At 68.7% G+C, this 22310-nt stretch carries 19 protein-coding genes and 1 pseudogene; 11 read left to right on the top strand and 9 right to left on the bottom strand.

What is annotated here, in order from left to right; all coding sequences use genetic code 11:
- Positions 1–106: 106 nt before the first annotated feature.
- Positions 107–505, bottom strand: a complete 399-nt coding sequence (locus tag UA75_RS28285; protein ID WP_075742831.1) for a bacteriophage spanin2 family protein — start codon at positions 503–505, stop codon at positions 107–109.
- A 92-nt stretch (positions 506–597) separates the two neighbouring features.
- Positions 598–1401 (bottom strand): metal-dependent hydrolase, encoded by an 804-nt coding sequence (locus UA75_RS28280; RefSeq protein ID WP_075742830.1) that lies wholly within the window; start codon positions 1399–1401, stop codon positions 598–600.
- A 133-nt stretch (positions 1402–1534) separates the two neighbouring features.
- On the opposite strand from UA75_RS28280, the gene UA75_RS28275 reads away from it, so the two are divergent.
- The 3 genes from UA75_RS28275 (at position 1535) to UA75_RS28265 (ending at position 4017) form a co-directional block, all read left to right on the top strand.
- Positions 1535–2752, top strand: a complete 1218-nt coding sequence (locus UA75_RS28275; RefSeq protein ID WP_075742829.1) for an NADP-dependent isocitrate dehydrogenase — start codon at positions 1535–1537, stop codon at positions 2750–2752.
- Between the two features lie 120 nt (positions 2753–2872).
- Complete coding sequence (locus UA75_RS28270; RefSeq protein WP_075742828.1) at positions 2873–3499, top strand: hypothetical protein; 627 nt, start codon at positions 2873–2875, stop codon at positions 3497–3499.
- 200 nt (positions 3500–3699) lie between these two features.
- Positions 3700–4017, top strand: a complete 318-nt coding sequence (locus tag UA75_RS28265; RefSeq protein ID WP_075742827.1) for a hypothetical protein — start codon at positions 3700–3702, stop codon at positions 4015–4017.
- 133 nt (positions 4018–4150) lie between these two features.
- Here UA75_RS28265 and UA75_RS28260 read toward each other — a convergent pair whose 3' ends face one another.
- Positions 4151–4810 carry a DUF1707 domain-containing protein gene (locus tag UA75_RS28260; protein WP_075742826.1) on the bottom strand — a complete coding sequence of 220 codons (660 nt, stop codon included), beginning with the start codon at positions 4808–4810 and terminating at the stop codon, positions 4151–4153.
- A 144-nt stretch (positions 4811–4954) separates the two neighbouring features.
- Here UA75_RS28260 and UA75_RS28255 point away from each other — a divergent pair, with 144 nt between their 5' ends.
- Positions 4955–5752 (top strand): exodeoxyribonuclease III, encoded by a 798-nt coding sequence (locus UA75_RS28255; protein ID WP_075742825.1) that lies wholly within the window; start codon positions 4955–4957, stop codon positions 5750–5752.
- A gap of 142 nt (positions 5753–5894) precedes the next feature.
- Here the strand turns inward: UA75_RS28255 and UA75_RS28250 are convergent, their stop codons facing one another.
- Positions 5895–6266, bottom strand: a complete 372-nt coding sequence (locus UA75_RS28250; protein WP_075742824.1) for a hypothetical protein — start codon at positions 6264–6266, stop codon at positions 5895–5897.
- 629 nt (positions 6267–6895) lie between these two features.
- Between UA75_RS28250 and UA75_RS28245 the strand changes: the two genes are divergently transcribed.
- From UA75_RS28245 to yhjD, 3 genes are all read left to right on the top strand, one after another.
- Complete coding sequence (locus tag UA75_RS28245; RefSeq protein ID WP_075742823.1) at positions 6896–7537, top strand: RICIN domain-containing protein; 642 nt, start codon at positions 6896–6898, stop codon at positions 7535–7537.
- Positions 7538–8409: 872 nt separating this feature from the next.
- Positions 8410–8661, top strand: coding sequence for a hypothetical protein (locus UA75_RS28240; RefSeq protein ID WP_157434471.1), 252 nt, complete (start codon positions 8410–8412; stop codon positions 8659–8661).
- A gap of 443 nt (positions 8662–9104) precedes the next feature.
- Positions 9105–10196: an inner membrane protein YhjD gene (gene yhjD / locus UA75_RS28235; RefSeq protein ID WP_075742821.1), complete on the top strand. Its 1092-nt coding sequence runs from the start codon at positions 9105–9107 to the stop codon at positions 10194–10196.
- A gap of 129 nt (positions 10197–10325) precedes the next feature.
- On the opposite strand, the gene UA75_RS28230 is transcribed toward yhjD, so the two are convergent.
- The 5 genes from UA75_RS28230 to sdhC all read right to left on the bottom strand — a co-directional run bounded on the left by UA75_RS28230 (position 10326) and on the right by sdhC (position 15882).
- A complete protein-coding gene (locus UA75_RS28230; protein WP_083684172.1) occupies positions 10326–11603 on the bottom strand; it encodes a D-alanyl-D-alanine carboxypeptidase family protein in 1278 nt (425 codons plus the stop codon).
- A gap of 616 nt (positions 11604–12219) precedes the next feature.
- Positions 12220–13023: a succinate dehydrogenase iron-sulfur subunit gene (locus UA75_RS28225; RefSeq protein WP_075742819.1), complete on the bottom strand. Its 804-nt coding sequence runs from the start codon at positions 13021–13023 to the stop codon at positions 12220–12222.
- Positions 13023–14804, bottom strand: a complete 1782-nt coding sequence (gene sdhA / locus UA75_RS28220) for a succinate dehydrogenase flavoprotein subunit (RefSeq protein ID WP_075742818.1) — start codon at positions 14802–14804, stop codon at positions 13023–13025. The genes UA75_RS28225 and sdhA overlap by 1 nt, the downstream gene beginning before the upstream one ends.
- A 213-nt stretch (positions 14805–15017) precedes the next feature.
- Complete coding sequence (locus UA75_RS28215) at positions 15018–15443, bottom strand: succinate dehydrogenase hydrophobic membrane anchor subunit (RefSeq protein ID WP_075742817.1); 426 nt, start codon at positions 15441–15443, stop codon at positions 15018–15020.
- A 1-nt stretch (position 15444) separates the two neighbouring features.
- Entirely contained in the window at positions 15445–15882 is a 438-nt protein-coding gene (sdhC, locus tag UA75_RS28210) for a succinate dehydrogenase, cytochrome b556 subunit (RefSeq protein ID WP_075742816.1), read from the bottom strand.
- 407 nt (positions 15883–16289) lie between these two features.
- On the opposite strand from sdhC, the gene UA75_RS28205 reads away from it, so the two are divergent.
- From UA75_RS28205 to UA75_RS28190, 4 genes and pseudogenes are all read left to right on the top strand, one after another.
- On the top strand, positions 16290–17447 hold the full coding sequence (locus UA75_RS28205; RefSeq protein WP_075742815.1) for a BMP family lipoprotein: 1158 nt from the start codon (positions 16290–16292) through the stop codon (positions 17445–17447).
- A 457-nt stretch (positions 17448–17904) separates the two neighbouring features.
- Positions 17905–19617 (top strand): ABC transporter ATP-binding protein, encoded by a 1713-nt coding sequence (locus UA75_RS28200; RefSeq protein ID WP_083683711.1) that lies wholly within the window; start codon positions 17905–17907, stop codon positions 19615–19617.
- A pseudogene (locus tag UA75_RS28195) lies at positions 19617–20666 on the top strand (ABC transporter permease); the annotation flags it as partial. The gene UA75_RS28200 and the pseudogene UA75_RS28195, both read left to right, overlap by 1 nt.
- Positions 20667–20905: 239 nt before the next feature.
- Positions 20906–22198 (top strand): ABC transporter permease, encoded by a 1293-nt coding sequence (locus UA75_RS28190; protein ID WP_075742814.1) that lies wholly within the window; start codon positions 20906–20908, stop codon positions 22196–22198.
- The last annotated feature ends 112 nt before the right edge of the window (positions 22199–22310 follow it).

Below are 22310 nucleotides of genomic sequence, written 5' to 3'. Positions count from 1 at the left end.
CCTCGACCCCGGCCCGCCCGAGTGCGCCGACGGAGGACACCTTCTGCCGCGCCCGGCCGGGAGCCTCAGCGCCGGTCCCGGTCAGGCCTCACCCGACATGACCTGCTCAGGTGCAGATCTCCTGGAGCTCGGCCAGTCGGTCGGCCTGCTGTTGTGTCCAGCCTTCGACGTCCTCGGCGGTGATCTCCGCGTTCGCCACCGACTCCAGCGAGGCCGCCATGTCCCGCAGGCCCTGGGCGACATCGGCGTCGGTGGTCTCGGTGGCCAGCGCCTCCAGCTCGTCGATCCGCTCCTGAGCCGCCTGCGCGGCCTCCTCGGCGGTCGGCACCTGAGGGTTGAAGTCGGCCAGACCGAGCGCCTCGGCACAGACCTGCACCCGGTTCAGGCCGTCGCCCGCCTGATCGAGTTCGTTGCGCAGGTTCTCGGCCTCCGAGCAGCCTGCGAGGAGCACGCACAGCGACGCCCCGATCAGGGCGACACGCAGGGTGGATGGTCGTGCGGCCATCGTCGATCAGCTCCTCGCGGGAAAGGTCGGGATACCGTCCCATGTTACGGAGTTGATCTTCTCGATGGGGATCACCCGATCGTGAAAGCGCGTCAGGAGATGAGGCCGATGTCCGCGAGCCACGGGGCGGCGCCGACCCGGTAGGCCACCACGGCGGAGAAGATCACCGCGGCACCGGTCAGCAGCGGCAGGAGGATCTTCATCTCGACCTTGCCGCCGGTGCTCATCCGCATGACCTCCGGCGGGCGGATCGGGTACCAGGTCTTGCCTGCGATGGGGATCGGCCAGAGCATCGAGCAGCCTTGTGAGGTGATCGCGTCCCCAAGGAAGTGGGCGACGCAGCCGATGATCACGGCGAGGCCGAAGATCGCGGCGTTGTGCTCCTCGCCGCTCGCCCACCAGGTGCAGAGGGCGGTCAGCACCAGGGAGGCGCCCGCGATCAGCATCGCGTCCCGCTTGGGGCACCACTTGTGCATGATGCCTCGGATGGCCAGACCTGCGTAGAAGAACATCACGACCGCCGTGGCGGTGCCGTTGCTGGCCTGCACGATCGCCGTGACGGCGAGGCCCATCAACAGGGCGAAGACGATGGTGTGGGTGAACCCTCGGTGGCCGCCGTCGCGGTCGGAGTCCTTCTTCGTCCTGGTGAGTTTGTAGATGAAGGAGCTGAGGGTCACGGCGGCCTTGGAGAGCCCCTGGCTGATCGCGCCGAAGGTACGGGTGACGGTGGAGCTGGGATGGTCGATGTCGGGCAGCAGCGCGGCCCCGGAGGCCAGCGTCGCGCCGATCACCCAGCTCTGTGCCGAGAGCTGTCCGACGGTCCCATCACTGGCTAATGCGGTGACGGCGGCCCATGCCGCCAGCCCACTGATCGCATGTGTCGGCCCCGTAGCCATACCGCCCCCTCAAGATCACTCGGAAGGAGGGTAGACCTTGCGATTTCGTGGGATGTGAGTGATCCCAAGTAGTTACCAGTACGCTTGTACCGCTTGCGTCCTCGCACGGATTGGGAGAGGAGTGCCCGCGATCATGGGCAAGATCAAGGTACAGGGCAAGGTCGTCGAGCTCGACGGCGACGAGATGACCAGGATCATCTGGCAGTTCATCAAGGACCGGCTGGTCCACCCCTATCTCGATGTCGATCTGGAGTACTACGACCTCGGCATCGAGAGCCGCGACGCCACGGACGACCAGATCACCATCGACGCGGCCAACGCGATCGCGAAGCACGGTGTCGGCGTGAAGTGCGCCACCATCACGCCGGACGAGGCCAGGGTCGAGGAGTTCGGCCTCAAGAAGATGTGGCGGAGCCCCAACGGCACCATCCGCAACATCCTCGGCGGCGTCGTGTTCCGCGAGCCGATCATCATCGAGAACATCCCTCGGCTGGTGCCCGGCTGGACGAAGCCGATCATCATCGGCAGGCACGCGCACGGTGACCAGTACAAGGCCAGCGACTTCAAGGTCCCCGGCCCCGGCACCGTGACGATCAGCTACACGCCTGCCGACGGCAGCGAGCCGCTGGAGCTGGAGGTGGCGCAGTTCCCCGAGGGCGGCGGCGTCGCCATCGGCATGTACAACTTCCGGAAGTCGATCGAGGACTTCGCGCGGGCCTCGCTGGCCTACGGCCTCCAGCGCAACTACCCGGTCTACATGTCGACCAAGAACACCATCCTCAAGGCCTACGACGGCATGTTCAAGGACGTGTTCGAGGAGATCTTCGAGAAGGAGTTCAAGGCCGAGTTCGACAAGCAGGGGCTCACCTACGAGCACCGGCTGATCGACGACATGGTGGCCTCCGCGCTCAAGTGGGAGGGCGGCTACGTCTGGGCCTGCAAGAACTACGACGGTGACGTGCAGTCCGACACCGTGGCGCAGGGCTTCGGCTCGCTGGGCCTGATGACCTCGGTGCTGATGACTCCGGACGGCCGCACGGTCGAGGCCGAGGCTGCGCACGGCACGGTCACCCGGCACTACCGGCAGCACCAGCAGGGCAAGCCGACCTCCACCAACCCGATCGCGTCGATCTTCGCGTGGAGCCGAGGACTGGCACACCGGGGCAAGCTCGATGAGACCCCTGAGGTCATCGAGTTCGCGCACACTCTGGAGAAGGTCGTCATCGAGACGGTCGAGAGTGGCAAGATGACCAAGGACCTCGCCGTGCTGGTCGGCAAGGACCAGGGCTTCCAGACCACCGAGGAGTTCCTGGCGAGCCTGGACGAGAATCTGGCGAAGAAGCTGGCCTAGGTCTGACCGCCTGGCCGCGACCCTGTCGAGGGGCGCCCCGACGTCTGTAGACGTCGGGGGCTCCTCGTCTGTCCGGGCTCGACCGACGGCCCCGAACCTGTCCAGTTGTCGAGGGAGACGATGAGTTCGACGACGCGGGTGATCGATCCACGCGGGCGGGAATGGACCGTTCGGCCGTTGCTCAGTGGCTGGCGACCGATGATCAAGCCGGTCGCGATCGCCTCCACTCGCTTCGGGGCGGGCCGCAGTGATCAGGGCTCGGCGGGCGAGGAGCGGCGTCGACGACGTGCGCAACGGCGGGAGAACCGCCTGCATCGTCGACGCGGCGCCGCAGGCTCGGTGCTGCGATTCCTCGGCGTCCTCCTGATGCTGCCCTTCCTCCTGATCGCGGGCTGGGTCATCGAGTTCGTGTACTTCCTCGGCCTGCTCCTGCGGGCGCTGATCTGGCTGTGCTGTGTGCCGCTCTTCGTGGTCGAGCGGCTGTTGATGCTGGTCAGCATCCCGCTCTTCCAGGCGGCTCGATACCTCGGCTGGGCGCGCTCGCCGATCGAGGTGGCGCTTGTCGCCGTCGTCAACCCGCGTGGGAAGCGGATCAGCGGCCGCTTCGACCGGGAGCGTTTCCTGCTGCGTGCTCGTGCGGACGTGGCCCCCTTCATCCAGGCTGTCGTCCCCGGCCTCGCGGAAGGGAACGGCCTTCCCGCCGGTCCGGTGCTTGCGGCGTTGCGGGAGCGCTTCGAGCTCCGCTGAGACGCCGGTCGTCCCCGGCGGCCGGCGGGGTGGATGGCTCTTCGTGACCACCCCGAGTTTCGCTCCCCCACATTGAGTTCGTTTGTCACCTGCCCGAGTGGTCTCCGGCGCTTCGGTTCTTCGTGTTCGCCGTTCGCGTTCTATATCTGGACTCGATTGCCGGAGCACCAGGCGGATCGCGGACCGGGGGTGGACGAAGGATGCCGAAGCGAACTCTGATCATCATCGCGGCAGCGGTGATCGGTCTCGCCTATCTGACGGACCGCGAGGAGACCTCCGAGGCGGACGTGACACCGAAGGCGCCGCTCTTCGGCACGCCGTGCGACTTCGAGGTCGTCGCGGGCGCAGTACCCGTCCATGCCGGACCGGCGTCGGAGCACCCGGTGATCGGCGAACTCACCTCGGGCATGGTGATCGGAGCCCATCAGGTCGAACAGGAGGGCTACCGGCAGCTCGGCAGAGACCGCTGGGTGATGGCCGATACCCTCCGGCACGTCTCCGGCGAACTCTGCCGCTGAGAACCTGCTGTTGAGACTCCTGCCGCTCAGAACTCCGCAGCTCAGATCCCCCTGACTTCCTCGGCGTCAGGTGTGGGGCGGGCCCTGATGCCGCCGCACCGCCCGCCTCAGCAGACGGGAGCAGCTCCCGAGGTCACCAGAGCCCGCGCGGATACCGCACGGTGACCGGCCCGTACTTGTTGGTTCCGGTGATCGCGACGTGCAGCGACCGGCCGGTCCGGACCGACGGCACCTTCAGCGACTGCCAGCCCCACTTGGAGTGGAACCCGTCGATGTCTGCGGTGGCGTCGGGCGGGAGGATGATGTCGATGCCGCCGTACTTGATGTCGAGCGCCACCTCGACCTCCGGATGCGGGATGGTCGCGGACGCCAGGTCGAGCTTGACCGACCCGTATTTCGACTCGACCACCAGTCGGCGAGGCACCAGCCAATTTCCCGACCGTTCCAGCCCCATCGCGCCCGCCTGAAGTCGAAGCTTGGCCGGACCGTGCAGGCCTGCGCCGTTCGCTGCGGCGATCGAGGCGGCCTGCGGATGGGCGAGCGAGGCCTGGCCTGCGGCGGCGGGCGTGCCCGCAATGGGCGGCAGGTCGGCGACGAGCGGGGTTAGCTCGGCGATCGTCTTGGCGGCGTAGGCGCGTGCGAGTCGGTCATCGAGCTCGCCGACGTCGAGTCGGCCTTCGGCGAAGGCCTCCTGAAGACGGACGGCGTAGGTCTCTCGTTCGGCGTTGGACGCGCGAATCGCGATCGGCTCGCCTGCCTTCCCCGTCGCAGTGTTGTCGGCGCTCGCATCCATGGTGGTAAGGGTAACGCCGGACAGCACGTTCGAGGGAGGAAAACTCGACGTCTGGCCGAGCCCCCGTCCCGCACCGTCGTCGTGAGAGCGACGGCACAGCACGGGGGCCACGGGACCCGTGACCGGCGCGGTTAGGCTCGGGCCGTGCTGACCGTCTCCACCGTGAACGTCAACGGCCTGCGTGCCGCAGCGAAGAAGGGCTACGTCGAGTGGCTCGCGGCCACCTCGGCCGACGTCGTCTGTCTTCAAGAGGTCCGAGCCGAGCCTGCCCAGCTGCCCGCCGCGCTGCGCGAACCCGCGGGCTGGCACGTGGTGTCGGCGCACAGCTCGCTCAAGGGCCGGGCGGGCGTCGCGCTGCTGACCCGCGTCGAGCCGTCGGCCGTGCGGGTGGGCTTCGGCGTCGAGGAGTTCGACCAGTCCGGTCGGTACGTCGAGGTCGAGCTGCCCGGGCTGGTGGTGGGCAGTCTCTATCTGCCCAGCGGTGATGTCGGCACCGAGCGGCAGGAGGAGAAGGAACGCTTCATGGCTGCGTTCCTGCCCTACCTCGTCGAGCTGCGGGCCAAGGCCGCCGCCGACGATCGCGAGGTGCTGATCTGCGGCGACTGGAACATCGCCCATCAGCAGATCGACCTCAAGAACTGGCGAGGCAACCAGAAGCAGGCGGGCTTCCTGCCTGCGGAGCGGGCCTGGCTCAGCCGCGTGTACGACGAGGCAGGCTACGTCGACGTGATGCGTACCCTGTACCCGGAGGGACCCGGGCCGTATTCCTGGTGGTCTTATCGGGGCCGTGCCTTCGACAACGACAGCGGATGGCGGATCGACCTGGCCTGTGCGACCCCCGACCTCGCCGCGCGTGCGGTGTCGGCGGTGGTGGAGCGAGCCGAGAGCCACGAGCAGCGCTGGTCGGATCACGCCCCCGTCACCGTCGCCTTCGATCGGTAGCAGGACTGGCGTCAGCAGCCTGAATCAGCCGGGTACTGCCCATGTGCCGACCTCGAAGCCCGGTCACACTCGTGACATGGTCAGGCAGTTCGGCTGGCGCCGAGTCGGCGCGAAGCGCTGACGCCCGTCCTGCCCGGCCTCGTCATGGCATCGGCTGGACGCTCACCCGACGCCGGAGGTGTGAGCTGAACGCAGTCACCTCTCCCGGCGCTATGTGGTGAGCCACCATGCTCCACGGGACCTTGCCACCGGCGGGAGGGAGCTGCATCCAGGCGAAGTATTCAGTCGCCTTTGTCGAGCTGATTGCGACAGGAGTCACATAGTGCTCCGTCTCGGTCAGCGGTTCCTCCGTACATCGAGCACATTCGCTCTTCTTTGTGAGAACGGGCCAGACAGACCGGTCCGCGATCAGTTCTGCGGTGTCGATGCTGACCCCTTCGACCAGCAGCAGTGTCTCGGCCTCAGTGCCGCCTCCCGCCGGGACTGTGATGTACACGTCCACCAGTGCAGTCATCTCGGCACCCTCCGGCCTCGAACCTGTATCAACGTAGCGTCGTCCGATCATGACGGACACGGCTAGGACCAGGTGACGGTGTGGACGAATCGGGTTCGCGATCTCGAAGGATCGACGGCTGTGGATAGCGCTCGACGAGGTCGACTGTCGGTCTGGCGGGTATTCAGGGTGCCGCAATGCTCGGCTCCGGTGAAAAGATCACCTCGATTGAGCACTAGGTGAATATCACTTACTGTCGACGATAATAGGTGCCGGGAAACGACGGCGTTCGCCGGGTTGGTGGATCAACCGTGATTCCACCAATTGGCGTAATGGTCGCCACCGCGCTCCTCAGAGCATTCGAGGGGTGCCGACGTCGATAACCGACTTGACCGGGTTCGGTCTGCCGGGAATGATCTGACGAGGTCGCCGCCCTCGGCGGGCTGCGGCGCCGGAATTGCTTCCGGTGCGGTCGCCGAGAATTGTCAGCCCGGTTCGATACAACTGTCCTGCCGGTCGGCCGACAGGTGTACGACACGACGAACCGCTCACCAGCCCTGTTTCCGAATGCCCCCGTGCCTCGATGTCCGCCTGCCGCGATTTTCGTCGTCGGCCGGTCGTCGAGGCGCGGCACCTCAAGGAGTGAACTAGTGAAGAACATCGCGCGACGCGCGGTTCGCGCCATCGTCCTGGCGGCGACGGCGGTCATGCTCATGAGCACGGTTCCCGCCGCAGCCCAGGACGGGCCCGCGTTCGGCGACAAGGGCGCTGCCACGCTCAACGACCTCACCGTCGAGGAGGTCACCACGATGCAGGCGCCTGCGCCGGTGTACACCGTGCTGGTTCCTCGGACCACCGACCCGTGGTGGACGGGCAACTACGACGTCTCGCGGTGTGCCGACCTGTCGAACGGCTCCTCGGCCAACAATGCGCCGGTGATCCTGTGGAACTGCGCCGGGACGAACAACCAGCAGTGGGCCGAGGTCGTCGTCGTCGACCCGGGATACTCCGGCGTGTCCTACATGTTCGTGAATCGCCGCACCGGCAAGTGCATGGACCTCGCGGGTAGCTCCACGGCCAACGGCGCCCGCGTCATTCAGTACAACTGCCACAACGGCTGGAACCAGCAGTGGGAGGCCGTCGACACAGGCGACTACCTGTACCAGTTCCGGAACCGGCGTACCGGCAAGTGCCTCGACGTCGCCAACGGTTCGACCGCCAACGGCTCGGCGCTGGTTCAGTGGGACTGCCACGGCGGTGCCAACCAGCGGTGGACCAGCTACTTCGTCTGATCCTCCGTCGGATTCGCCGTGAACACCGTCTTTCTTGACGACGGCGAGTTCTCCACGACCGCGAGGTCGATTCACCGGTGGCCTGTCCGCATCAGCGGGCAGGCCACTGTGGTGTCTCGGGTCGGATGACGCCGGGTGCCGAACCTGACGGGCGATCGTGCCGATCGGAGGGCGGGTCGACCTCGACGGCTGCCGCGCGTGGCACGGTCGCCGAGTGCGCCTGCTCGTCGGATGACCAGCGGACGTCTGCACCTCTTGCGGGCCTGGCCCGGCGCACGACCGGCGGGGGCGGTCCGGAGTGGACGCCGAGAGTGCCCGTTCCGGCGTCCCGGCAGGCCGGTCGGTGTCGGTGCTGTCCGCTCCACGTCTCCACTCTCCTAACCGATGTCGCGGTGGGCAGGCCCGTTCGGCAGGCCTGCTCGGGCGAGTCGGCGGGCCCTGCCGAGTGACGAGGCCGCTCGTGGCGCGAAGTTCGGCTGCCGGCCTGCCTGCGTCGACCCGCCACGATGGGCCCGACCGCACCATCGACGGCCCCGAGCGGTCGTACCGCTGTGCCGCAAACACTGCTAATGGTCACTTTCCGCTAGTAAACCGGTGTGGATCTTCACCCACTGTGGGAATTGACCCCGGTGGCTGTCTGCGTCGTGTTCAGTGGTCGTTGCGGTTTCCGGGGTGCCTGCGTAGGCGGTGACGGACCCCACTAACCTATGCCCGTGCCGTCGCGGGTTCCCCGGTTCGGCTCCTGGGATGAAGCACGGAGGGTAGGTTTTTCCTACTCCGTTTCGACGTGCTCATCCAATCGAGTGGGTTCGAACGTGTCCGAGTAGGCCCGCAGGGTGTACCCGAGAAGCAACGGTTCAGGAGGCATCTTCGTGAGCACGGCGCGTGCGGTCTCGCGGACGGCGACAGCACTGATCGCGACCCTCACTCTCACGCTGTGCGCGGTCGGCGCGGCGAGCGCCGCAGCCTCCGAGGAGTCCGCTGTCGTGCCGGTTCAGGAGGCGTCCCTGAGCCTCGGCATGGCCTACGGCGGTCCGGTCGGACTGGTCACCGTCACGCTGGGTCTCGGTGGTCTGATCGTCGGCGTGCTGCGCCGCAGGCGGGTCAGCCGCAAGCAGAGCTGATCGCCTCGCACCTCTGACATCCCGCCCCTGTCACCGTCACCGACTTCGACCGGATCTGCGCGACGGGCTGCCGTCGTGACGACCCGATGCGATCCTTCCGGAGACCGGGCGCCCGTCCGTCCTGAGTCGACTCCGTCCGTGGGCGGGCCCGTTCTCACCGCACCGGCCCGAGACCGGCCGTAGCCCGCCTGCGATCCGCAGGCCGCGTCACAGCGGGCGTCGAACACCGGACAGGCCTCGACGGCCGCACCTGCGGCCTGTCTCCGATGTGGACAGAGCGACTCACAGGCGCCGAGTCTCGTCCCGCCCCCGGCTCGCGACTCCGGGGAGAGACACCAGCCGGACGCCTTCTCTTCCACGCCGTTCGGGACGGCCCGGTGCCGAGCGCCGACCCGGTGCCGTGGTGTCCGGCAGTCCCGCTGAACTGCGGTCAGACTGATCGGATGAACACCGCTGCGACATCAGGGCCGTCGGCATCGGAGCCGGGAACCGAGAAGGATGATTCGCGGCTGGCCCGGCTGCGACGTCGGCGTCCCTGGCTGGATCATCTGGTGCGTGCGGGCGGGCGCTATCAGGACCGCCACGGGGAGCACTATGCGGCGGCGATCACCTACTTCAGTGTGCTGGCGGTGGTCCCGATCCTGATGGTCGCCTTCGCCGCAGCGGGCTTCGTGCTGTTCAACAACGCCGAGCTGCTCGATCGGCTCGAGAGTTCGGTGGCCGAGTCGCTGCCCGCCGGTCTCGGCGAGCTGGTCGGCACGACCATCGACCGCGCGGTCGACCAGCGGCAGGTCGTCGGAGTCCTCGGCCTGCTGACCGCGCTCTACTCGGGCCTGGGCTGGATGGCGAATCTGCGGGATGCCATCACGGCGCAGTGGAACGACACCCGGCAGGCGCCCTCGTTGCCGCGCAGACTCCTCAGCGACCTGATCTCGCTGGCGGGACTGGGCCTGGCGCTGCTGCTCTCCTTCGGGCTCACCGCGCTGGGCAGCGGCTTCGCCCACCAGATCCTCGATCTGCTGGGAATCGAGCGAAGCCCGCTCGCCTCCGTGCTGCTCGTCGTGGTCACCTCGGTGCTGGCCCTGATCGCGAACGGGCTGGTGTTCCTGTGGGTGCTCGTCCGGCTGCCCCGCCGGACCGTCTCGGTGCGAGGCGCGCTGAAGGGGGCGCTGCTCGCCGCAATCGGCTTCGAGATCCTGAAGCGTGTCGGCGCCCTCTACCTCACGATGATCGGCAATTCGCCCGCAGGCGTCGCCTTCGGCTCGGTGATCGGCCTGTTGGTCTTCGTGAACCTGGTGTCCCGCTTCCTGCTCTTCGTCACGGCGTGGACCGCGACGGCGCCGGAGAACCGGGAGCGCCGGTCGACGACGCCGCCCGCGCCCGCGGTGATCAGGCCTGCGGTGACGGTGCACGCAGGTCCGGGGCCACGCTCGGCGGCGGCGCTCATCGGGGCGGGTGCGGTGACGGCGATGGTGACCTCGCGCCTGCTGCGTGGTTCCAACGCCCGGATGAGAAGGCGGCCGCCACACGGCTGACGGATCGATCGGCCCATCGGGGCTCTCATCGCCCGCTCAGACGGCGAACGGCCCCGTCGGCACCGGCTGTCCGGTGCGACGGGGCCGTTCTCTTCGTCCAACCCGTCAGGAGCTTGCCTCAGCGGGCGGTCAGGCGCGGCGATCCGGCGGCCACAGCCAGTCCTCGGTGGCGCGCTGCGCCTCCTCCTGCTCCTTGGCCGCCCGGCGAGCCGCCGCGAGCTTGCGGGCCCGCCTGTCGCGCAGCGTCAGGAAGGCGAAGAAGAGGATCGCTGCCCCCGCGAGCCCGGTGAGCGGCAGCCCGATGGTGCCGAACAGCGAGAAGCCCGGCGCGGCCTGTGCGGCGGCGTCCTCGGAGCCCGCCTCGCCATCGTCGCCCGCTCCCGAGGTGGCACCTGGTTCCGCATCGCCCGACTGCTCCGAGTCTTCTGCGTCGTCGGACTCCTCCTGGCCGCTCGCGATGACGAGGCTGCCCACCGGGTCGGTCTCGCCCGCGAAGGAGAAGCCGTAGTCGAGCAGCGTCGCGGCCTGTTGGGCGATGCCGGGTTCGGCGGTTGCGCGCAGCAGCGAGACGACCAGCCTGCGGCCGTCCCGCTCGGCGGCGCCCACGAAGGTGAATCCGGACTCCTCGGTGCTGCCGCCCAGACCGCCGAGCGTGCCGTCATAGCTGCCCAGCAGCTCGCTCGCGTTGAGCACCACGCCGCCGGGGACGCCGGGCATGTCGAGCTGTGTGTTTCCGGCGGCCTCGGCGAACTCCGGCTCCTGGAGCGCGGTGCGGAAGAACAGCGCCGCGTCGAAGGCGGAGATGCTGGCGTCAGGGTGATGCAGGCCGGACTCGGTGCCCGCACGGGTGTCGAGTCCACCGACCTCCTGGGCCACGCCGTTCATCGCCCCGAGTGCTTCCCCTACGCCGCCCAGCTGGCGGGCCAGTGCGTGCGCCGCATCGTTGCCAGAACCCATCACCAGGGCCTGGACGAGCTGACGGACGGTGTACTCGGTGCCGGGGGCGAGGTTGACCTTGACCCCGATCTGGTCGATGTCCTCCTGCGTGGCTACGACCATGTCGTCGAGGTTCAGCTCGCGGAGCGCCGTCAGAGCGGTGAGCACCTTGATCGTCGTGGCGGGGCGATGCCTGCCGTGCGGGTCGCGGGCCGCGAGCACCGCGCCGGTGTCCAGGTCCGCGATCACCCACGCCTCCGCACTCACGCCCGCGGGGGGCTCCTCGGCGTTCTCTGGCAACACGTTGCCGCACTCACCGAGGCGTGCGCCGCCCGGTGGGGACTCCGGCACCGGCAGCGGCGCGGCCGTCTCACCGCCCGACGGGGGCGGCGCCTCGCGATAGGGGCACTCCTGCCCCTGAGCGGGCAGTGGATGCCATTGATCGGGGAGAGCGGCGTGACCGACGCCCATCCCCGAAAGGGTGACACCCAGAGCGGTGGTGAGAGCGACCGTGAATCGACGGACCGACACAGACACGAGCCTCAGGCTAGCCACCCCGCCGCGAGCGGCCTCATCCGACACCACCGGGAACCTCCGAGATCCTCATGTCGACGCGCAGAACAGCTGCTCCGGCCGGGATGTCCGGCCGGCGGTCGATCGGTGACTCCATTGGCGACGCCGCCTGGAACAGGCGCCGACGGTGCTGCCCGACCGGACGTGCTCGCAGGCCGAGCCGGTGCGGCGTCGCGGACCTCGTGTGCGGTCCGCTGGTCGGCCGACCGGCCGCCTCGGACGACGGCAGGGGACGACGTGGGGGGATCGCAGCGCGAAGAGCCGGCTCCGAAGAGCCGGTGTCGTGAGTCGCGCCGTACACATATCCGGCCGACACCGGCGTGCCTGCTGCGGCCTGCGTGCTCCGAACGGCCGAGCCGGACGGTGTCGGCCGAGGTCACTCGCTGCGGAACAATCTGACAGGCGGCCCGATCAGGCCGCCCGGCCGTACCGACGCCTGCGACGACCAGCGGCGAACCGCCGGGCCCGGCTCGCCCCGCACGAGCAGCGCAGGGCGAGCCGTCGGGCCGGTCGATCAGACTCGTCGGAACAGCAGAGCCCGCTTGACCTCTTGAATGGCCTTGGTCACCTGGATGCCACGAGGGCAGGCGTCGGTGCAGTTGAACGTCGTGCGGCACCGCCAGACGCCCTCGGCGTCGTTCAGGATGTCCAGTCGCTCCTCGGCCGCCTCGTCGCGGCTGTCGAAGATGAAGCGATGTGCGTTGACGATCGCCGCAGGCCCGAAGTAGGCGTCGTCGGTCCAGTACACCGGGCACGACGAGGTGCAGGCGGCACACAGGATGCACTTGGTGGTGTCGTCGAACCGCGCGCGGTCGGCGACGGACTGCACTCGCTCCCTGGTCGGCTCGTTTCCGCTGGTGATCAGGTAGGGCTTGATCGCGCGGAACGCCTCGAAGAAGGGCTCCATGTCGACGATCAGGTCCTTCTCGACCTTCAGACCCTTGATCGCCTCCACGGTGATCGTGGTCTTCTTGTCCTTGCCCGCCGCGAGGTCCTTGACCAGCACCTTGCAGGCGAGCCGGTTGACGCCGTTGATCCGCATGGCGTCGGACCCGCAGATGCCGTGGGCGCAGGACCGTCGGAAGGCCAGCGTGCCGTCCTGGTACCACTTGACGTGGTGCAGCAGGTTCAGCACCCGGTCGGTCGGCAGCGCCGGGACGTCGAAGGACTCCCAGTGCGGCTCGTCGTCCAGCTCCGGGTTGAAGCGCATGATCTTGACCGTGACGATGGTCGAGCCCTCCGGAGCAGGCGGCGGGGCGCCGGGGTCCCGCTGTTCCGGCTCGGTGGCTTCCGGTTTGCTCGTGGTGGGGGCAGACATCAGTACTTGCGCTCCATCGGCTGGTAGCGGGTGAGGACGACCGGCTTGTAGTCGAGCCGGATCTCGGCGGTCAGCCCGTCCAGTACGGCGGTCTCCGCACTCTGGTCCGTCGGCTGCCGGTAGGCCATCGTGTGCCGGAGGAAGTTGACGTCGTCGCGACTGGTGTAGTCCTCGCGTGCGTGCCCGCCCCTGGACTCCTTGCGATTGATCGCTCCCACCACCAGCACCTCGGCCAGCTCCAGCAGGAAGCCCAGCTCGATGGCCTCCAGCAGGTCGGTGTTGAACCGCAGCCCGGCATCCTGGATGGACACCCTGGCGTAGCGCTCCTTGAGAGCCTGAACGTCGTGCAGCGCCTGCTTCAGCGTCTCCTCGGTGCGGTACACCGAGGCGTTGGTGTCCATCGTCACCTGCAGCTCGGTGCGGATGTTGGCGACCCGCTCCCGGCCGTCGGCGGCGTGCAGGCGCTCGACCATGTCCGCCACCGCCGCGGCGGGGTTCTCCGGCATCTCGACGTACTCACGCCCGGCGACGTACTCGGCGGCGGCGATGCCCGCCCGACGGCCGAAGACGTTGATGTCGAGCAGGGAGTTCGTGCCGAGCCGGTTCGCGCCGTGCACCGAGACGCAGGCGCACTCGCCTGCGGCGTAGAGGCCGGGAACGACGTGTTCGGAGTCCCGCAGCACCTCACCGGTGATGTTGGTCGGGATGCCGCCCATCGCGTAGTGCGCCGTCGGATACACCGGGACCGGCTCGTCGACCGGGTCGATGCCCAGGTAGGTGCGCGAGAACTCGGTGATGTCCGGCAGCTTCGCCTCGAGGACGTCGGCGCCGAGGTGGGTGAGGTCGAGCAGCACGTAGTCCTTGTGCGGACCGGCGCCTCGTCCCTCCCTGACCTCGGTCGACATCGCTCGGGACACCACGTCTCGTGCGGCCAGGTCCTTCATGGTCGGCGCATAGCGCTCCATGAACCGCTCGCCGGAGTCGTTGCGCAGGATGCCGCCCTCGGCCCTGGCGCCCTCGGTGAGCAGGATGCCGAGCCCGGCGAGGCCGGTCGGGTGGAACTGGTAGAACTCCATGTCCTCCAGCGGCAGGCCCTTGCGGAAGACGATCGCCATGCCGTCGCCGGTGAGGGTGTGCGCGTTCGAGGTGGTCTTGAAGACCTTCCCGAAGCCGCCGGTGGCGAACACCACGGCCTTGGCCTGGAAGACGTGCAGTTCCCCGGTGGCCAACTCGTAGGCGATCGCCCCGGTGCAGACCGGGCCGTCCTCGGTCTCGGTCATGACGACGTCGAGGACGTAGAACTCGTTGAAGAACTCGACGCCGTGCTTGATGCAGTTCTGGTAGAGCGTCTGCAGGATCATGTGCCCGGTGCGGTCCGCCGCGTAGCAGGCGCGACGGACGGCGGCCTCACCGTGGTTGCGGGTGTGCCCGCCGAACCGGCGCTGGTCGATCTTGCCGTCGGGCGTCCGGTTGAACGGCAGCCCCATCTTCTCCAGGTCGAGGACGGCGTCCACGGCCTCCTTGGCCATCACCTCGGCCGCATCCTGGTCGACGAGGTAGTCGCCGCCCTTGATGGTGTCGTAGGTGTGCCACTCCCAGTTGTCCTCTTCGACGTTGGCCAGGGCGGCGCACATGCCGCCCTGGGCCGCGCCCGTGTGGGACCGGGTCGGGTAGAGCTTGGTGAGCACTGCGGTACGGGTCCGCTGGCCAGACTCGATGGCAGCCCGCATCCCGGCGCCGCCTGCGCCGACGATGACCACGTCGTACTTGTGGAACTGCATGAGCGTTTCTCCATCATGTCGGGGCCGACCCGGTGCGCCGGTCCCTCTCGTTCGTCGATCCCCCGACTCGGGCTGTCACGCCCTGGTGAGAACGCGGGTCTGCCGGCCAGGCCGGGGGTTCGGGCCTTCGGTGGGAGTCATGTCTCGGGCCTCGGCGTTCGGGATGAGACCACTCCTCGGCGATGAGCAGGACGCGCCCTCGACCAAGAGATGTCAGTTGCCGATGTTCGGGTCGAAGGTGAAGAGCACGAACGTGCCGAGCCCGATGATCAGCACCATCGAGGCGGTCAGCAGCATCTTCAACCAGAAGCGCGTGGCGTCCTTGCGTGCGTAGTCGTCGATCACGGTCCGCAGGCCGTTCGCGCCGTGGAGGCCCGCGAGCCAGAGCATCGTCAGATCCCAGAACTGCCAGAACGGCGACGCCCACCGGCCCGCGACGAAGGCGAAGTTGATCCGCTGAACGCCGTCGTCGAGGAACAGCATGATGGTCAGGTGGCCCAGCACGAGCACGATCAGCAGCAGGCCGGACAGCCGCATGAACAGCCAGCTGTAGAGCTCGAAGTTGCTGCGCCGTGCGGCGGGCCTGCGTGGCGAACGCGGCGAGGCGATTCGGGTCGGGGACTCGGTCGCACTGGTCATGTCAGCTTCCCCCGAACAGTTCAGCGATGCCCTTGCTGAGCAGGTAGTAGGAACCGGGGATCATGACAAGGAGCCAGATGCCGACGATGGTCCACAGCATGGGGCGCTGGTACTTGATCCCCTTGGCCCAGAAGTCGACGAGCATCACCCGGACGCCGTTGAGCGCGTGGTACAGGACCGCACCGACCAGGCCCAGCTCGAACAGGATCATGATCGGGCTCTTGTAGGTCGCGATGACCTCGTCGTACGCGTTCGGCGAGACCCGCACCAGAGCGGTGTCGAGGACATGGACGAACAGGAAGAAGAAGACGAGAACGCCGGTGATGCGGTGGGCTACCCACGACCACATCCCGGGGTCGCCCCGATACAAGGTGCCCCCGAGTCGGGCCTTGCCGGCCCGGTCCGTGGCTCCCGCCGCGTTGGCGGTGGTGCTGGCCATGACGGACGGCCTCCAACATCTCTGGTGGACTCGGCTGGTCGCCGCTCGAACTCACTCGGTGGACAACCGATGACCCGACGCGCTGACGAAGCCTTGACATTTCGGATGCTAGACCGCCGGGAATGTCCGAGCACAGCCGGCGGTAGCTGCTGTGATCGACCGAACAGAGGAATCGTGCTCCCTGGGCGTGTCCTCCTCCTCGGCGAGTCGGCGTCGCGACGTCCCTCGGGGCTACCACGGGCCGCCGACGACCGACCGTCGCTGTCGTTAACTCGGCTCAACGATTCGGTTACGCGCGACACGACCGCTACCAAGCCGGTCAGACCAGCGGGTACGGTTCGGCGTCCCACATCGTGGCGTCCATATCCTGGACAGCCCTTGACGTGCTTCGGGGAAGGAGCTCGACCATGCGCCGACCGCGTGGTGCCGCAGTTGCGGCCATCGCCCTCACAGGGGCGCTGGCGCTCGCAGGTTGTGCGAGGGACAGCAGCTCAGGAGGCGGGGACGGCGGTGGCGACTCCGCCGCAGGTGGAAGCGGCTGTGAGCTGGCCGAGGCTCCCGTCGCAGACGAGGAGGTCGCCCCCAGCGAGGTGCCGACCGAGGACGTCGACGCCAGCGAGCTGCGTGTCGGGCTCGCTTACGACATCGGCGGCCGAGGCGACGCCTCGTTCAACGACGCCGCCGCCGCAGGCCTGGACCGTGCCGTCGACGAGCTGGGCATCTCCCCGGACAACATCCGCGAGCTGACCGCAGGCGCGAACGAGTCCGAGGACGCCAAGCAGACCCGGCTCCGCCAGCTCGCTGACGACGGCTTCAACCCGATCATCGGCGTCGGCTTCGCCTACGCGGAGTCGTTCAACGTCGTCGCCGCCGAGTTCCCGGACGTCGACTTCGCGCTGGTGGACGCCCCGGCCGACCCCGAGAACGTCACGGCGCTGCTCTTCGCGGAGCACGAGGGCTCGTTCCTGGCGGGCGTCGCCGCCGCCTACGAGTCGGAGAACTGCCACATCGGCTTCGTCGGCGGCGTGGAGAACCCGCTGATCCAGAAGTTCGAGGCGGGCTACCTCGCCGGTGCCCAGGCTGCGGCGCCGGACATCACGATCGAGAACACCTACCTGACCTCCGGCAGCGACATCACCGGGTTCCAGGATGCGGCGCGGGGCAACGAGGCCGCGTTGGGCCAGATCGAGGCCGGTGCCGACGTCGTCTACCACGCGTCCGGGGCCTCCGGCCAGGGCGTCTTCGAGGCGGCCTTCGCACAGGACGTCAAGGCCATCGGTGTCGATTCCGACCAGTACAACCAGGAGATCGTCGGCGAGGCCCACGAGGTCATCGTCACCTCGATGCTCAAGCGCGTCGACGTGGCGGTGTTCGACTTCCTGGCGGCCGTCGCGCAGGACGACCTCTCGGTGATGCCGGAGAACTTCAACCTGAGCGTGGACGGCGTCGGCTACTCCACCTCGGGCGACCTGCTCGCCGCAGACACGATCGAGGCACTCGAGGGCTACCGCTCCGAGATCATCTCCGGGGCGATCGAGGTGCCGGACACTCCCAGCGGCAACTGAGTCGGGCGGACTCTTCTCGGCGGGCGGCACGCATTCGGTGCCGCCCGCCGAGCCGTAGGCCGTCCCGGCGGCCGGTAGGTGTGCTGCGCACGTCGTACGTCGCCTGCTCCGCCGACGCTGGCGTCCCGCAGCAGGTGATCGGGTCGAGCCGCAGGAGTCACCTGACTCAGCCCCGCAGGGACACCGGGGCTGAGCGCCGCCGAGGTCACCGGCCAGTGCCCCGCAGGAGTCACCCGGCCGAGCCCCGCAGGGTCACCCGGTGCCGTGGGAACTGCCGAGCCGAGTCTGGCGGGAATCACCTTGTCTCGGTCTCGAAGGAACTACCGTGGCCGCACGCTGCGCGCGCCTGCCCGGTGGCGCATGACCCAGGGAGCCGCCGGGGCACGCGAAGGGCGTTGCATGATCCACCCGCACCATCTCGGCAGGTCGACATGACAACCACTGAGAGAAGAGATCGATGACGAGTTCCGGGCAGGCGCCCGAGACCGCCGACGGGCGGGCGCCCAGCGCCGTGGTGCTTTCCGGGATCACCAAGAGGTTCCCCGGGGTGGTGGCCAACTCGGATGTCGAGCTGGTCGTCGAGCAGGGCGAGGTGCACGCGCTCTGCGGCGAGAACGGCGCGGGCAAGTCGACGCTGATGAAGATCCTCTACGGCATGCAACAGCCGGACGAGGGCACCATCGAGATCAACGGCAGCCAGGTCAGGTTTCGCTCGCCCTCCGAGGCGATCGCCGCGGGCATCGGCATGGTCCACCAGCACTTCATGCTGGCCGACAACCTGACCGTGCTGGAGAACGTGGTCCTCGGCGCGGAGGCACTGCACGGCATCGGTGCGAAGGCCAGGGCTCGGATCAACGAGCTGGCCGGTCAGACCGGGCTGCACGTCGACCTCTCGGTGCCGGTCGAGCTGCTGGGCGTCGCCGACCGGCAGCGGGTGGAGATCCTCAAGGTCCTCTACCGGGGCGCGCGGATCGTCATCCTGGACGAACCGACGGCCGTCCTCGTGCCGCAGGAGGTCGACGAGCTCTTCGAGACCCTGCGCGGAATGCAGCGCCAGGGCTTCACCTTCCTGTTCATCTCGCACAAGCTCGACGAGGTCAGGGCCATCGCCGACACCGTCACGGTGATCCGGCGCGGCACCACCGTCGGGCGGGCCGACCCTCGGGCCATCAGTTCGCGTCAGCTGGCCGAGATGATGGTCGGCAGCGAACTGCCCAACCCGGAGACCCGCGAGTCCACCGTCACCGAGCGTGCGGTGCTGCGCGTCGTCGGCCTCAACCTGCGCGACGAACTCAGCGATCGACTGCTGCTCGCCGACATCGATCTGACGGTGCGGGCGGGCGAGGTCCTCGGCATCGCCGGGGTGGAGGGCAACGGACAGGTCGAGCTGGTCGAGACGCTGATGGGCGTCCGCAAGGCGAGTTCGGGCCAGGTCCTGCTCGGCGATCGAGACCTGACCGCCGAGGGCACACTGGCCCGGCGCGCGGCGGGCATCGGCTACGTGCCGGAGGACCGCACCCGACATGGACTGCTGCTCGGCGAGCCGCTGTGGGCGAATCGCATTCTCGGGCACCAGACTCGGCGCCCGGTCACCCGTGGGCCGTGGCTGGACATCGACGGCGCCAGGAAGGACACGGAACGCATCGTCGAGCAGTTCGACGTCCGCACGCCGAACATCGACGTCGCCGTCGCGGCGCTCTCCGGCGGCAACCAGCAGAAGCTGGTCGTCGGCCGCGAACTCTCCGGCGATCCGGTGCTGCTGATCGCCTCACATCCGACGCGGGGCGTCGACGTGGGCGCGCAGGCAGGCATCTGGGAGCACATCAAGCAGGCCCGCAGCCGAGGGCTGGCGGTGCTGCTGATCTCCGCCGACCTCGACGAGCTGATCGGCCTGTCCGACACGATCAAGGTCATGCTGCGCGGCAGGCTTGTCGCCGACGCCGACCCGCGCAGCGTGACGCCGGAGGATCTGGGCGCCGCGATGACCGGGGCGGGCAGCGAGTCGGGCACGGCCCGGCCTCTGGCTGGGCCGGGTGATGCAGGCCGGCCTCTGGCTGGGCCGGGTGATGTGGCAGTCCAGCCTGCGACCGGGCCCGACGCCGCGTCGGGTGAGCGCGGGCAGGACGACGGCCGGACGTCGGCCGAGGACGACGAGGACAGGGAACGGTGATGGGCTCGATTCGTGCCAGGCTGCTGCCGCCCGCACTGGCCATCGGCTTCGCCGTGGTGCTGTGCGGCCTGACGCTGCTGATCTCGGGCAGCAATCCGTTCCAGGCGCTGGGCGTGATGATCGGCCAGGTCGGCCAGGGGTCGACGGCGGTGGACATCGTCAACACGGCGGCGTCGTACTACTTCGTCGCGCTGGCGGCCGCGATCGGCTTCCAGATGAACCTGCTCAACATCGGCATCGAAGGCCAGTACCGCCTCGCGGCCTGCGTCGCCGCCATCGTCGGCGGTTCCATCGTCCTGCCGCCCGGCCTCCACTCGCTCGTCGTCATCCTGGTCGCGGCGCTGGTCGGGGCCGCGTGGGTCGGCATCGCGGCCGTCCTCAAGGTGTACCGAGGCGTGTCCGAGGTCATCTCGACGATCATGCTCAACGCGATCTCCCTCGGCGTCATCGCGTACCTGATCCGCAGCGACATGTTCGGCGAGCTGCGCGGCAACAACATCGGCACCGCGTACATCCCCGAGTCCGGCCAGGTGCCGGGAATCTCCTTCGGCAGCTCGGGCACCGTCTTCGGCCTGGTCTTCCTGGCCGCCGCGCTCGGCGTGGGCTACTGGTTCCTGATGAACCGCACCCGGTTCGGCTTCGAGCTGCGTGCCTCGGGCATGTCGCCGACGGCCGCGACGGCGGGCGGGGTGAACGCCAAGAAGATGATCCTGATGGCGATGCTCATCTCGGGCGCCGTCGCGGGACTGGCCGGGCTCCCCGAACTGCTCGGCCGTGATCACACCTTCAGCCTGAACTTCCCCGCGGGGTACGGCTTCACCGGTCTCGCCGTCGCACTGCTCGGCCGCAACCATCCCGTCGGCATCGCCTTCGGCGCGCTGCTGTGGGCCTTCCTGGACAAGAGCGCCCTGGCGCTGGACAACGTCGGGGTGCCGCGCGAGATCGTCACCATCATGCAGGGAGCCATCGTGCTCTCGGTGGTGGTGGCCTACGAACTCGTCCGGCGCCGCGAGCTGCGGGCTCAGCAGCGTCAGGTGGGACGACAGACCGGCCGGATCGACGACGACGAATCCTCGCGCCCGGTCGTACACGCAGGCACCCAGGTGCGTGCGGCTGGTGCGGAGCCGACGACCTCGGCCGGGGGAGACCGGTCGGGGTCGGGCGTCGGGGACGGGCGGCCCGTCGCTACGACGGGAGATGATCCGCCGGGTCCCGCGACTGACGACGGCGGGCCAGGCCCCGCGACTGACGACGATCCGCCGCGTCCCGCGGCCGACGGAGGTGCCTCATGACGACGAGCGTGTCACCACTGTCGGGCGGCGCGAACCCCTCGGCCGCCCCGCTGGGCAGGCCCGGACCGACCCGCGGGCGGCGGGTGCCCGCATGGGCCTCGGCGGCGCTGTGGGTCGCGGCGATCATCGTCGTGCTCTCCACCACCTCGTATCTGACCGGGCTGACCCAGCTCACCGCCTCGGGAACCATCGAGTCCACCGTCCGACTGGCCCTGCCGATCCTGCTCGCCGCCCTCGGCGGCCTGTGGGCCGAGCGATCCGGTGTGATCAACATCGGGCTCGAGGGCATGATGGTGCTCGGCACCTGGGGCGCGGCCTGGGCGGGCTTCCACTGGGGTCCGTGGGCGGGTCTGCTCGCGGCGGCGATCTTCGGAGCCCTCGGCGGCGCGCTGCACGCGCTGGCCACCGTGACGTTCGGGGTGAACCACATCGTCTCCGGTGTGGCGATCAACCTCCTGGGGCTCGGCGTCACCAAGTACCTCTCGACGCTGATCTTCGCTCCCATCTCCAACAATCCGAGGGCCTCGCCGCCGGTCGAGAAGTTCGAGACGTATTCGGCGCAACCGCTGTCGGACTGGCTCGGCGAGTTGGAAGCGATGGACCGGGCCTTCCTGTCCGACGTCGCAGGCATCCTGCGCGGCCTGGTCACCGGGGTGTCTCCGCTGGTCATGCTGGGGGTGCTGCTCGTTCCGATCAGCTACCTGGTCCTGTGGCGCAGCCGGTTCGGCCTGCGGCTGCGCTCCTGCGGAGAGAACCCGGTCGCGGCGGAGTCGCTCGGCGTGAACGTCTATCTGTACAAGTACTCGGCCATGCTCATGTCCGGTGCGTTGGCCGGAATCGGCGGCGCCGCCCTGGTGCTCAACCCCGGCCAGCCGGGCTATGCGGAGAACCAGGTCAACGGCCGGGGCTACATCGGCCTGGCCGCCATGATCTTCGGCAACTGGCGGCCCACCGGGCTCCTCGGCGGATCGGCGCTCTTCGGCTACGCGGACGGGCTGCGGCTCCGGCAGGGCGAGATCACCGTGCACGCCCTGCTCTACGGCGCCGCGCTGCTGATCATCGGCATCGCCGTCGTGCAGCTGCTTCGTCGCCGATGGATCGTCGCGGCAGCCTCGATGGTCGGCGCCGGCCTGCTCTACGCCCTGTACTGGTCGACCGAGGAGCTGCCCAGGGAGCTGCTCGCCTACGCGCCGCACCTGGTGACGCTCTTGGTCCTGGCCTTCGCCGCACAGAAACTCAGACCACCGGCGGCGAACGGGGCGACCTATCGAAGAGGCGAGGGAGATTGACCGGGTCATGAGCGGCTCGCCGGGGAGCGTGGCAGCTCGCCCGCCCTCGGCGCCGCTCGGCTCGGCGCTCCCCTCGCCTGGAGTTCGGCGCGCAGTTCGCTCGCGACCCCGT

The organism is Actinoalloteichus sp. GBA129-24, assembly GCF_001941645.1.
In the GTDB taxonomy this organism is placed as follows: Bacteria; Actinomycetota; Actinomycetes; order Mycobacteriales; family Pseudonocardiaceae; genus Actinoalloteichus_A; species Actinoalloteichus_A fjordicus.
This window is presented reverse-complemented; position numbering and strand designations above follow the sequence as displayed.